Here is an 11957-nt window from a genome sequence, read left to right as displayed (position 1 = left end):
CCCCGGAACGTTTGCCGCTCGCGTCCGTTGTGCGGCGACAGGTCGAGGAGAATTGCCGATGCCGTCGAAGTCCGCGCCGAAGTCGCCGAAAACCGCGGCAGTCCGTTCGCTAGAACTTGAGCGGCGCCACGAAGCCGACGCCGAAGAAGAGCTCGAGGAAGGCCTCGAGGATACGTTCCCGGCCAGCGATCCCGTGTCGATCACGGGGTCGTCCATTTCCGGCGCGCCGGCCAAAGCCGGCAAGGCCAAGACAGTTCCTGGCCGCAAGACCCGCAAGCCCTGAAATTTTGGCTGAAGGCGTCTTCCCAATGCCTCGGCGGATGCGGTATTCAAAGCGCTTTGGAGAGGAAAAAATGCCAATAAAAGCCGTTATCTGGGGCGAGAACGTCCATGAACAGACCAATGCCGCCGTGCGCGACCTCTATCCGCTGGGCATGCACGGCACCATTGCCGCCGCGCTCAACCAGGACAAGCGCATTGAGGCGACCACCGCCACCTTGCAGGAACCCGAACACGGCCTGAGCGAGACGCGCCTGGCGGCCACCGACGTGCTTCTATGGTGGGGCCATGCCGCCCATGGCGAGGTCAAGGACGAGATCGTCGAGCGCGTGCAGAAGCGGGTCTGGGAAGGCATGGGGCTGATCGTGCTTCATTCCGGCCATTACTCGAAAATATTCAAGCGGCTTATGGGCACGCCTTGTTCGCTGAAATGGCGCGAGGCGGGCGAGCGCGAGCGGGTCTGGGCGATCAACCGCGGCCACCCGATTGCCCAAGGCATCGGCGAATGCCTGGAGATCGGCGAGACGGAAATGTATGGCGAGCCGTTCGCGGTGCCGGAGCCGCTGGAGACGGTGTTTATCTCCTGGTACGAGGGCGGCGAGGTGTTCCGATCGGGGCTGACCTACCAGCGCGGCGCGGGAAAAATCTTCTACTTCTCGCCCGGCCACGAGACCTATCCGATCTATCACAATGAAGGCGTTCAGCAGGTGCTGCGCAACGCCGTGCATTGGGCACACAACCCGGCCCCGGCCTGGGCCGGCATCACCAATGCGCCGAATGTACCGACGGACAAGGCCAAGGAGAAGATTGTCCAGAAAGGCCTGCGCCTGCATGCCGACGGTGATAAGGGATTGAGCTGATGCATCGCTTGCTTTTGCTCGGCACCGGCTGGATCGCGGCGCATCATATCGAGGAGTTCGGTCAGGTTCCGGGCTGCAGCATCGTCGCCTGCGTCGATTCTCTGCCGGGCCGCGCGGCGGCGTTCGCCGCCGCCAACAAGATAGGCAATTTCTTCGAAAGCCTCGAAGCGGCGATCGCCTGGGGTGAGTTCGATGCCGCCATCAACGCGACGCCGGACGGCGTCCACAAGGCGACGACGCTCTCCCTGCTTGCCGCCGGGAAACATGTGTTCTGCGAGAAGCCGCTGGCGCCCAACCATGCCGATGCGCTTGCGATGAGCGAAGCCGCCGAGGCGGCCGGGCTCGTCAACATGGTCAACCTGACCTATCGCAACTCACCCGTGATCCACGAGGCCCGACGCATGGTGCAGGCCGGCGAGATCGGCGAGCTGCGCCATGTCGAGGCGGGCTACAGGCAAAGCTGGCTGGTCAGCAAGTTTTGGGGCGACTGGCGGATCGACGACAAATGGCTGTGGCGCCTGTCGAGCCGACACGGTTCGACAGGTGTTCTGGGTGATGTCGGCATCCACATCCTGGATTTCGCCAGCTATGGCGCGGCCCAGGATATCGTCGGTCTGCATGCCGACCTGGTGACGTTTCCGAAAGCGGAGGGCGATCGCATCGGCGACTATGTGCTCGACGCCAATGACAGCGTGGCGATGACGGCGCGGCTCAAATCCGGGGCGCTGGCCACGATCATGGCCAGCCGCTACACGACAGGTCACGGCAACGATTTGTCGCTGGCCTTGCATGGCACCAAGGGCGCGATCAAGGTCGAGACCGACGGCAAGGTTTCGCACCTGTCCGCCTGCCTTGGCGAGGATGTCGACCACCAGCGCTGGCGGACGCTGATGCCGCCCGAAGTCAAGCGCAACGCCCGGCGCTTTGCCGATGCGCTCGATACCGGACAGAACGGCGATCCGTCGTTCCGGCGGGCCGCAGACATGCAGAAGCTGATCGACGCGGCCTTCGAAAGTTCAGCGACCAAGCTGCCGGTCTCGGTCGCCTGAAATCACCATCTGGCCGGTTGAGCCGGCCAGAACCGACTTTCCGAAAATCTCAGTAGGCGCTCGGCATGATCCACGGGTTCACCGTGATTCCGAGCCGCGGACCCTTGCCGTCGGTCGTGGCTTGCTTGGAAGCCTTCTTATCGACCGAGCCGGTCGAAGCGCAATCGAGCTTCACATTGGTCCTGATGTCGACGCAGGTCGCTGCAGTCGGGTGCTTGACCGGGTGAGCGGAGCCGGCGGCAAAAGCCGAGCCCGAAAGTGCCAGCACGGCGGCGAGGGTGAGAAGTGTCTTTTTCATGGTCGGTCTCCGTTTTCGACGGTGAATTTGTTTCCGTACATGTACGTTGTTTCGTACAAATACGTCCGCCGATCGCGAAGTTCAAGAGAAAATCGTACATGTACGGTAAATTTTTGTTAACCAAGAAATTCGCCCCATTTGGCTGCGAGGGGCGACAAGGAAATCTGCGAAAACGAAAGGGCTGGCGCTCAGCAGTTGACCGGTGTCTCGGTCAACGGCGGCACATCTTGAGCGCTGAGCGTGGCAAGGGTGAAATCGCACATGCGTTTGACGAAAGCCTGCGGGTCGCCGAACGGGTAGAGCGGAAAGGTGATCAGCAGCGAGATCGTGCCATGGCCAACCGCCCACAGCATGGTGGCAATGGCGCGCGGATCGCCATGCAATTTGCCGGCGGCGACACAGGCCTCGACCCTGCTGATCAGCGCCTTCATCGCCGGGTTGCCTTCCTCCATGTCCTCGTAACTCCTGCCTTCCGGCAGCTTGGTCTTTTCGGTCATGAAGACGGTGCGGTATTCGTTGGGATTGCCGAGCCCGAAGGCGGCATATTCGGTCATGACCGCCTGCAAGGCCTCGATCGGATCGTCCGATGGGTGCTCCTCGATGCGCCGGGCAAGCGTTTCGAACGCGTCCTCGGCCAGCGCGAACAGGATGTCCTGCTTGTCGGCGAAGTAGGAATAGACCGACATCGGCGCATAGCCGACCCGCTTGGCCAGCTTGCGGATGGTCAGGCCTTCATAGCCTTCTTCCTGGACGAGCTTGTGCGCGGCCGCGACAAGCTCCGAGCGCAGTTCGGCCTTTTGTTTCTCGCGGCGTTTCTGGACGCTCAGCGGCAAGTCAGTTGCCCTTGTCTGGTTGGTGCCTGGCTAAATTATATACGCTGTACGGAAACGAACAAGGGTGCCGCCGGTTCCCATGGGGCAGGCGTCAGATGGCACGGACGCCGCCATCGACGGCCAGCGCCATCCCGTCGATATCAGACAGAACTAGCCGCGCGCCTTCGGCGGCAAAGCCTTTTGCGGCTCCCCGCCCAAGCCCGCCGGCCGCACCCGAGATCAGCACCGTTGCGCCGTCGAAGCGACCCATCCGTCTCCCCCTTTACGTCTGCTCGTCGATCATTTTGGCGGCGAGGTGCGAGAGCAATTTGACCGCCTCGCCATAGGTTTTGGCCTTCTCCGGGTTGGAAGCGTTGCCGTCGAGCGCCCGCTTGTAGACACCCTGGCAGATTGCCGCCAACCGGAAGAAGGAGAAGGCGAGGAAGAACGTCCAGTTGTCGATGCCGGCGAGCCCACGCCGCTGGCAATAGGCGGCGACATAATCTTCTTCGCCGGGCAGGCCAAGTGCCGAGCGATCGACGCCGCCCAGGCCGCGAAAGCCGGAATCATGCGGCAGGCGCCATTGCATGCACTGATAGGCGATGTCGGCGAAGGAGTGGCCAAGCGTCGACAATTCCCAGTCGAGCACCGCCAGCACCTTTGGCTGGTCCGGCGCGAAGATCAGGTTGTCCAGCCGGTAGTCGCCATGCACCAGCGACACGCTGATATCATCGGCCGGCATATGGGGTTCCAGCCAGGCAATCAGTTGATCCATTTCGGCAATGGTGCCGGTCTCGGAGGCACGGTACTGGCTGGTCCAGCGTGCCAGCTGCCGTTCGAAGTAATTGCCGGGGCGGCCGAAATCGCCGAGACCCACGGCCTCGACATCGACATCGTGCAGGGCGGCGAGCGTCGCATTCATGGCGTCGTAGATCGCGGCGCGCTCACCGTTGTCGCGGGCGTCAGGTAGCGCCGGATCCCAGAAGATGCGGCCATCGAGGAAATCCATGACGTAGAACATGCGGCCGATCGGCGAATCCTCGGCCGACAGATGCAGCATTTCTGGGACAGGCACGGCGGTGCCCAAAAGCGCCTTCATCACCCGGAATTCGCGGTCGACCTGGTGCGCCGATTTCAGGAGTTGGCCTGGCGGCTTGGCGCGCAGCACGTAACGGCCGCTTGCCGCCGTCAGGAGATAGGTCGGGTTGGATTGGCCGGATTTGAATTTTTCGATTGCCGTGAGCCCGGAAAAGCCCGGGATGTGCGCCTCGAGGTAAGGCGCAAGCGCCGCCTGGTCGAGCGCGTTCAGGTCGCTCATGCCGTCTCGGGCTGGCGTTCAATCAAGGTCAGCGTCAGCCAGCGGGCGGTCAGCGCTGGTTTCTTCGAACCTTCGATCTCGATGGTCACGTCGTGCGCCGTCTGCACCCAGCCCGATGGCCTGACCTTGACGTCGGCGAGCACGAAACGGGTGCGGATGCGCGCGCCGGTCTTCACCGGCGCCAGGAAGCGCAGCGAATCGAAGCCATGGTTGACGCCCATCTTGCCGTTTTCCAGCGGTGGCATGGTCTCGAACGTCATCGCCGATAGCAGCGACAGCGACAGGAAACCATGCGCGATGGTGCCGCCGAACGGCGTTTCGCGCTTGGCCCGCTCCGGATCGCAGTGGATGAACTGGTGGTCGTCGGTGGCGTCGGCGAACTGGTCGATCATGCGCTGCGTGACCACACGCCAGGGCGAAACGCCGACCTCCTTGCCGACGCTGGCCAGAAGCACATCGAGACTTATCGGTTCCACGCTCATGTCCTCCTGTTTCACCCCCGGCTTCTGCGGCCGGAAAATGTCATTCCTTGAACAAGGTCAACCCATGCTGCACCGACTGCCCGCCGTCGATCGGCAGGATGGCGCCGGTGACATAGCTGCCTGCACGGCTGCACAAATAGAGCGTTGCGCCGGCAATGTCATCCGGTGTGCCGATGCGGCCGATCGGGACATGGCTGCCGACATGCCTGGCCTGTTCGTCCGTGCCGGTGGCGAATGCGGTCATGCGGCTCTGGAACGGGCCTGGGGCGAAGGCGTTGACGGTGATGCGGCGGCCAGCGAATTCGATCGCCAGCGTGCGTGTCAGGTGGTGCACCGCGGCCTTTGAGGCAGTGTAGGAGTAGGCGTCATCGGCCAGCGGCTGCGTGCCCATCACCGAGCCCAGATTGATCACCCGGGCCGGATCGGCGTCGCTTGCAGCAGCATCGAGCAGCGGCAGCAATTCGCGTGTCAGATGGAAGACCGCGGTGACATTCACGCCGAACACCTTGGCCCATGCCGAATAAGGGAAGCTCTCCAGCGGCGCGCCCCAGGACACGCCGGCATTGTTGACCAGAATATGCAGTCTTTCGGTCCGTGCCTTGACTTCGCCGACCAGAGCGGCAATGCCAGCCTCACTGGAGACATCGCCGGCAAAGCCTTCCGCCCGGCCCGGGGCGCCAAGTCCGTTCAATTCGCCGGCGACCTTGATGCAGTCCTCGCCTTTGCGCGAGGCGATCATCACGCTGGCACCGGCCTTGACCAGCGCGGTTGCCGCCATACGGCCGATGCCGGTCGCCGCTCCCGTCACCAGCGCCGTCTTGCCGGCAACCGAAAACAGCTCATCCAGATAGCTCATCCAAATTCTCCGCGCCTTTGCCTCGCCTGCGGGCAAAACAGTTCGCGTTGACAAGGCTATCCGAAGTACGGTCATCCTTGCCACGGATAAAATGCCCGGCCTGCATGAAGGGTTAGCGACCGATGACGCAGATGAATCTCGGCATGACCGAGCGGCTGAAGCCGATCCACGCACGCGTCGCGGCCATGGTGCGCGACGAGATCATGCCGCTCGACAAGGAATTTCTGGGCGAAGTCGGCAAGGCCGGCGACCGCTGGGTCTACAGCAAGCGACAGAGCGAGATCCTCGAAGGGCTGAAGAAGACCGCCTGGGAACGAGGGCTGTGGAACTTCTGGCTGACCGGCTCGGAACGCGGCTACGGCCTGTCCACCGTCGAATACGCCTATCTGGCAGAGGAGATGGGCAAGGCCCATCTCGGCGCCGAAACCTTCAACTGCTCCGCGCCCGACACCGGCAACATGGAGGTTCTGGAACGCTACGGCTCGGCCGAGCATAAGCGGGAATGGCTCGAGCCGTTGCTGGACGGAAAAATCCGCTCGGCCTATCTGATGACGGAGCCGGATGTCGCTTCCTCCGACGCCACCAACATTTCCATGCGCTGCGAGCGGCAGGGCAGCGACTATGTGCTCAACGGCGAGAAATGGTGGGCGTCGGGCGCCGGCGATCCGCGCTGCGCCATCTACATCGTCATGGTGCGAACCGGCGGCGATGAAGAGCCACGGCATCGCCGTCATTCGATGGTCCTTGTACCCTCGGACACGAAAGGCGTGACCAAGGTCCGCGCCATGCAGGTCTATGGCGACGATGACGCGCCGCATGGCCACATGCATCTTCGCTTCGACAATGTGCTGATATCAGCCTCGAACCTGATCCTCGGCGAGGGCAGGGGTTTCGAGATCGCGCAGGGCCGTCTTGGCCCCGGCCGCATCCATCACTGCATGCGCGCCATCGGGCAGGCCGAGATGGCGCTGGAGATGCTGTGCCAGCGTTCCGTGCGCCGCGAGGCCTTCGGCCAGAAGCTGGCGAAGCTAGGCGCCAATTTCGACATCATCGCCGAATGCCGCATGGAGATCGAGATGGCCCGGCTGCTCTGCCTCAAGGCGGCGTGGATGATCGACCAGGGCGACGCGCGTGCCGCGGCCCCCTGGATCAGCCAGATCAAAGTCATCGCACCGCGTGTCGCGCTGAAGGTCACAGACGAGGCGGTGCAGATGTTCGGCGCGCAAGGCATCAGCCAGGACACGCCGCTGGCGCGCTCGTGGACGCACCTCAGGACGCTGCGCCTCGCCGACGGGCCGGATGCCGTGCATCGGCGGCAGGTGGCGCGGACGGAACTGAAGAAATACACGCAGGAAAAGGTCTGAGCGCTGTCAGGCCGCGTTGCCCGCCGACGAAAAAGGAATACCACCAATGACGATCCCGTCCGAAATGAAGGCGCTGCTCTTGGTCGGTGACGGCTATACCAGGACGCCGAGCGGCAGTGTGCTCGAGGCGATGGAGCCGTATCTCCAGCCGGGCAGCATTGCGGTGCCGGCGCCCGAACCGAGCCAGGTGCTGATCAAGGTCAGCCTGGCTTCGATCAATCCATCGGATATCGCCTTCATCAAGGGCCAGTACGGCCAGCCACGCGCCAAGGGCCAGCCGGCCGGTTTCGAGGGCGTGGGCACGGTCGTCGCGGGTGGCGAGGAGCCCTATCCCAAGAGCCTCGTCGGCAAGCGTGTCGCCTTCGCCACCGGCCTCAGCAATTGGGGCTCGTGGGCTGAATATGCCATCGCCGAGGCGGCAGCCTGCATTCCACTCCTCGATACGGTTCGCGACGAGGATGGCGCGGCGATGATCGTCAATCCGCTGACCGCGATCGCCATGTTCGACATCGTCAAACAGGAAGGCGAAAAGGCCTTCGTCATGACCGCCGGCGCCAGCCAACTCTGCAAGCTGATCATCGGCCTGGCCGGGGAGGAAGGGTTTCGACCTGTTGTCACCGTGCGCCGTGATGAGCAGATCGCCATGCTGAAAGAGCTTGGCGCGGCGCATGTCCTCAACGAGAAGGCGCCGGATTTCGAAGCCTCGTTGCGCGAGGTGATGAAGGCCGAACAGGCGCGCATCTTCCTCGATGCGGTGACCGGGCCGCTGGCGTCCGCCATCTTCAATGCGATGCCGAAAGGGGCGCGCTGGATCATCTATGGCCGGCTCGATCCCGCCGCCACGGTCATCCGCGAACCCGGCCAGTTGATCTTCCAGCACAAGCGTATCGAGGGCTTCTGGTTGAGCGAATGGATGCGGCAATCTAGAGATCGCCGTGGCCCGGCGATCGTCGAAGCGCAGAAGCGTTTTTCCGATGGACGCTGGTCGACCGACGTGACGGCGGTCATTCCGCTGGCCGAGGCAATGGCGCGCGTGCCGGTAGAACTGGCCAAGCCCAACGGCAAGGTTTTCATCCGGCCCTAAGGCGGTGACCTTGCTCTCGACGCTCGACACAATCACGTGTCCGGCCGCTATCGGAACGGCCGGATCGCCGCTTACGCCATTGAGCCCCCTATGCCTCGTCGCTTTGTCCGTGATATGTCGCCGCCATCGAATGCCGGGAAGGCGCCAGGCTGAAGCGTCTTCCGCGATGGCGTGCGGGGTGTATTGATGACGATTTCCAAGCCGGTTTTCGACCGTTTGGGGCTGGGTATGTGGGTCGGAGCATTCCTGGTCGTTCTCGGCCTGGTGTTATGGTCGCCCTACACGCGCACGGTGATGCAGGCCTACGGATATGGCAGCGAGGCATTCCTCAGCGGCCAGCCGCTGTACAATCTCCAATCCGAGATGGGCTATCTCTACGCGCCGGCCTTTGCCGCGCTCTACATTCCGGTGCTGAAGCTTGGACCGTATCTGGGCGGCGTGGTGTGGCATGCGGTGGGCTTCGCGGCGCTCACCTTCGCGGCGATGCGGCAGGTGCGCAAGCTCGGCGGCGAAGAATTGCCGTGGCTGCTCTCCTTCGGGCTCTTCCTTGCCGTGCCGATGGCGCTGGGTGCCATCCGCAACGGCCAGGCGACGATCCTCCTGACCGGCTCCTGCTGGCTCCTGACCCTGTCGGCGCTCGAAGGGCGGCGCGCCGAGACCTTCTTCTGGGCTTCGGTCGCCATCATTGCCAAACCGACCGCGATCATCATGCTTTTGCTGGTGGGGGCTCTGCGCCCGCGGCTGATACCCGTGCTCGCGCTGGCGGTGCTGTTCGTGCTCGCAATACCATATGCCTTCGCACCTGCAGGCTACGTCAACGAGCAGTACGGTGATTTCGCCCGCATGCTGACTTCTATGGCCGTCGACAAGTCCGGCCACTTCGTCCCCAGCGACTTCACGGCGCCTTTCACCTCGGTGGGAGTGCCCATGCCTGAATTCGCCGCCACGATCGTGCGCGTCGTCGTGGCACTGCTCACGCTATCGATCGTCCTCTGGTTCGACCGCAAGCTGCAGCCTGGAATGGCCGGACTGGCGATCTTCCTGACGGCCGCCTTCTACATGTGCGTCTTCAATCCGCGCGTCGAGCCAAATACCTATGCCATGATCGCCGTGCCTGCCGGCCTCGCCATCGCCATACTGTGGCGGGAGGAGCATGGCGGTGTCCTGGCTTCGGTGCTGTCGACGGTATTGTTCCTCACAGGTTTGACCGGCGTCGAGCGCCACATGCATGATTTCTTCTACCCCTGGTTCCGGCCGCTCGCGATCACCTTCATCGCCTGTTCGCTGATCTGGTGGTTCTGGGCCAAGGCGCGCCAAAAGACACTGAATGTCGGACCCGTTGCACATGGCTGAGTTGCGTCAGAAACTCGATATCGTAGCGCCCTTCTTCAACGAGGCGCAGTCGGCGTCGGCCTTTGCCGCGCTGCTCGACAGGCTCGAGGAAGCGGTATCAAGCCGTTTCGGCATGGCCGTCCACAAGATCCTGGTCGACGACGGCAGCCGCGACGATGGCGCTGGGCGATTTTCGCAGGCCCTGTCGGGATCGTGGGAGATCGTCCGCCTCAGCCGCAATTTCGGCAAGGAGGTCGCGGTGCTTGCCGGACTCGACCACTCGCGCGGCGACATGGTGCTGATCATGGATTCAGACCTGCAGCATTCCATGGACATCAGCCTGCAGATGATTGCCGAGTTGGTGGAGCACCCCGATATAGACGTCGTCTACGCCCAGAACGACCGGCGCGAGGCCAGCTGGCGGCGCAGCCAGTTGGCGAAGCTGTTTTATAGCCTGATCAACAGCAGCCAGCGTTTCGACATCCCCGAGAACGCGGGAGACTTTCGTGTCATGCGCGGTGCCGTCGCGCGCGCGCTGACCAGCCTGCGCGACAAGCGGCGCTTCAACAAGGGCCTGTTCGCCTGGGCAGGCTTCCGCCAGAAAGCCATACCCTATTCGCCGGAAAACCGCGCCATCGGCACATCGAAATGGAGCCGGCTCAACCTGATCGCCTTTTCGCTGGAAGGCTTTACGTCATTTTCGGTCATCCCTCTGCGCATCATCAGCCTGAGCGGGATGCTGGCGGCGCTGGCGGGAGGCGTTTACGGCGCCAAGGTGTTCTTCGAAGTGATGTTCTACGGGATCGCCGTGCCTGGCTATCCCAGCCTGATGGTCGCCGTCGTCCTGCTCGGTGGCCTCAACCTCACCTTGCTCGGCCTGATCGGCGAATATGTCTGGGTTACACTCTCGGAAAGCAAGGACCGGCCAGTCTATCTCGTGCGCGATGTCCTGCGCAGCGACGTGTCGGACAGGCCGGCAGGCGCGTCCCGGACATGACGCGGCGTATTCGCCTGATCGCCGACGACTACGGCCTGGCGCCAGGGGTTTGCGCCGGGATTCTAGACCTGCTCGACCGGCGACGCCTTACCGGCACCAGTTGCATGACCGGTTTTCCGGAATGGACCGAGGCGGCAGCGCGCATAAAGCCACTGTGCGGCCGCGCGGCGATCGGGCTGCACCTGACCCTCACGGACCAGCCAGCCGTCACAGGCAAATCGAGCCTGGCGCCTGAGGGCCGGCTGCCGCCGCTTCGTTCGCTGGCCCTGCCGGTCCTGCGCGGCCGGATAGACGAGCGCGACGTCCATGCCGAACTCGACGCCCAGTACAGCCGTTTCGTCGAGGCGCTGGGGCGCAAGCCCGACTTCATCGACGGTCATCAGCACGTGCATTTCCTGCCCGCCGTGCGCGGATGGCTGCGGGCGCATTTTTCCGAAGCGACCAGCAGGCCGGTATTGCGCGGCGCTCCGGCGCTCAGCGATGCCGCCGCCGCACCGAAGATCGCGGCGATCACTGCCGTGGCCGCCGGCTTCAACCAATCGATGCAGCGTGCCGGCTTTGCCGTTTGGAAGCCGCTCGCCGGTATCTATGACTGGCGGCAGCCCGAAAAATTTGCCCCATTGCTGGAGGCTGCGGTCGAAGCGTTGCCGGACCGTGCCCTGTTCATGTGCCACCCCGGCCATGTCGACGCAACACTGTGCGCGCGCGACCCGATGCAAGGCGTGCGCGAAGTGGAGTTCGGGGTACTGGCCTCGCATGCGTTCGGCGCGCGCCTGGCTCGCGCCGGTGTCGAGATCATGGACGGCAAGGGATGAGCGGCGCCGACCAGCCCCGGCGTTCGACCGGCAGCAAGATCGTCCGCTTTGCGCTTGTCGGACTGGCGAATACGGCCATCGATCTTGCAGGCTTTTCCCTGCTGCTCAAGCTGCACGTCCCGCCGCTGTCCGCCAATGTCGTCTCGTGGTCGATCGCCGTGATCTTCTCTTTCGTGGCGAATGGCTTCTGGTCGTTCGAGCGCAATCATGCCATCCGGTTGCATGACGCCTTCCTGCGGTTCGTCACGGCTGGGGCGCTGATTTCGCTCGGCGTCTCCAGCCTGTCGATCGCACTCTTCGCCGGTATCGCCGGCGTGTGGCCGGCAAAGATCGGCGGCGTCATCGTGGCGGCTGTGCTGAACTTTCTTGCCGCCCGTTGGTCGATCGAGGGCCGCCTGCTGAAATAGGGAT

Annotated in this window: 15 protein-coding genes; 9 read left to right on the top strand and 6 right to left on the bottom strand. The window is 63.5% G+C overall.

The annotated features are described in order from the left end of the window. Positions 1–58: 58 nt before the first annotated feature. The 3 genes from LB536_RS24660 (at position 59) to LB536_RS24650 (ending at position 2188) form a co-directional block, all read left to right on the top strand. Positions 59–283 (top strand): hypothetical protein, encoded by a 225-nt coding sequence (locus tag LB536_RS24660; RefSeq protein ID WP_140813504.1) that lies wholly within the window; start codon positions 59–61, stop codon positions 281–283. Positions 284–353: 70 nt separating this feature from the next. Then, positions 354–1139 (top strand): ThuA domain-containing protein, encoded by a 786-nt coding sequence (locus LB536_RS24655; RefSeq protein ID WP_224597171.1) that lies wholly within the window; start codon positions 354–356, stop codon positions 1137–1139. Continuing rightward, complete coding sequence (locus tag LB536_RS24650; RefSeq protein WP_140756136.1) at positions 1139–2188, top strand: Gfo/Idh/MocA family protein; 1050 nt, start codon at positions 1139–1141, stop codon at positions 2186–2188. Before LB536_RS24655 ends, LB536_RS24650 begins: the two co-directional genes overlap by 1 nt. Before the next feature lie 49 nt (positions 2189–2237). Here LB536_RS24650 and LB536_RS24645 read toward each other — a convergent pair whose 3' ends face one another. From LB536_RS24645 to LB536_RS24620, 6 genes are all read right to left on the bottom strand, one after another. After that, complete coding sequence (locus LB536_RS24645; RefSeq protein WP_140756134.1) at positions 2238–2486, bottom strand: DUF680 domain-containing protein; 249 nt, start codon at positions 2484–2486, stop codon at positions 2238–2240. A 188-nt stretch (positions 2487–2674) separates the two neighbouring features. After that, the gene (locus tag LB536_RS24640; protein ID WP_224597168.1) at positions 2675–3319 is read right to left on the bottom strand and encodes a TetR/AcrR family transcriptional regulator; all 645 of its coding nucleotides are present in this window, start codon (positions 3317–3319) and stop codon (positions 2675–2677) included. A 91-nt stretch (positions 3320–3410) separates the two neighbouring features. After that, entirely contained in the window at positions 3411–3569 is a 159-nt protein-coding gene (locus LB536_RS24635) for a hypothetical protein (RefSeq protein ID WP_224597164.1), read from the bottom strand. A gap of 12 nt (positions 3570–3581) precedes the next feature. Next, positions 3582–4616 (bottom strand): phosphotransferase, encoded by a 1035-nt coding sequence (locus LB536_RS24630; protein WP_224597160.1) that lies wholly within the window; start codon positions 4614–4616, stop codon positions 3582–3584. Further along, the gene (locus tag LB536_RS24625) at positions 4613–5098 is read right to left on the bottom strand and encodes a MaoC family dehydratase (RefSeq protein ID WP_019861112.1); all 486 of its coding nucleotides are present in this window, start codon (positions 5096–5098) and stop codon (positions 4613–4615) included. The genes LB536_RS24630 and LB536_RS24625 overlap by 4 nt, the downstream gene beginning before the upstream one ends. Before the next feature lie 40 nt (positions 5099–5138). Beyond that, positions 5139–5954 carry an SDR family oxidoreductase gene (locus tag LB536_RS24620; RefSeq protein ID WP_140810616.1) on the bottom strand — a complete coding sequence of 272 codons (816 nt, stop codon included), beginning with the start codon at positions 5952–5954 and terminating at the stop codon, positions 5139–5141. 122 nt (positions 5955–6076) lie between these two features. Here LB536_RS24620 and LB536_RS24615 point away from each other — a divergent pair, with 122 nt between their 5' ends. The 6 genes from LB536_RS24615 (at position 6077) to LB536_RS24590 (ending at position 11953) form a co-directional block, all read left to right on the top strand. Next, the gene (locus LB536_RS24615) at positions 6077–7318 is read left to right on the top strand and encodes an acyl-CoA dehydrogenase family protein (protein ID WP_224597156.1); all 1242 of its coding nucleotides are present in this window, start codon (positions 6077–6079) and stop codon (positions 7316–7318) included. A 46-nt stretch (positions 7319–7364) separates the two neighbouring features. Further along, a complete protein-coding gene (locus tag LB536_RS24610) occupies positions 7365–8402 on the top strand; it encodes a zinc-binding dehydrogenase (RefSeq protein ID WP_140810613.1) in 1038 nt (345 codons plus the stop codon). A 186-nt stretch (positions 8403–8588) separates the two neighbouring features. After that, a complete protein-coding gene (locus LB536_RS24605; protein WP_224597154.1) occupies positions 8589–9755 on the top strand; it encodes a glycosyltransferase family 87 protein in 1167 nt (388 codons plus the stop codon). Continuing rightward, positions 9748–10731: a glycosyltransferase family 2 protein gene (locus LB536_RS24600; protein ID WP_224597152.1), complete on the top strand. Its 984-nt coding sequence runs from the start codon at positions 9748–9750 to the stop codon at positions 10729–10731. Before LB536_RS24605 ends, LB536_RS24600 begins: the two co-directional genes overlap by 8 nt. Then, complete coding sequence (locus LB536_RS24595; RefSeq protein ID WP_224597149.1) at positions 10728–11546, top strand: ChbG/HpnK family deacetylase; 819 nt, start codon at positions 10728–10730, stop codon at positions 11544–11546. The genes LB536_RS24600 and LB536_RS24595 overlap by 4 nt, the downstream gene beginning before the upstream one ends. Beyond that, positions 11543–11953 carry a GtrA family protein gene (locus tag LB536_RS24590; RefSeq protein WP_224597146.1) on the top strand — a complete coding sequence of 137 codons (411 nt, stop codon included), beginning with the start codon at positions 11543–11545 and terminating at the stop codon, positions 11951–11953. Before LB536_RS24595 ends, LB536_RS24590 begins: the two co-directional genes overlap by 4 nt. The last annotated feature ends 4 nt before the right edge of the window (positions 11954–11957 follow it).

The organism is Mesorhizobium sp. ES1-3 (assembly GCF_020164795.1).
In the GTDB taxonomy this organism is placed as follows: domain Bacteria; phylum Pseudomonadota; class Alphaproteobacteria; order Rhizobiales; family Rhizobiaceae; genus Mesorhizobium.
Note: the sequence above shows the minus strand (reverse complement) of the source record. Positions and strands in the feature narration are given on the sequence as shown.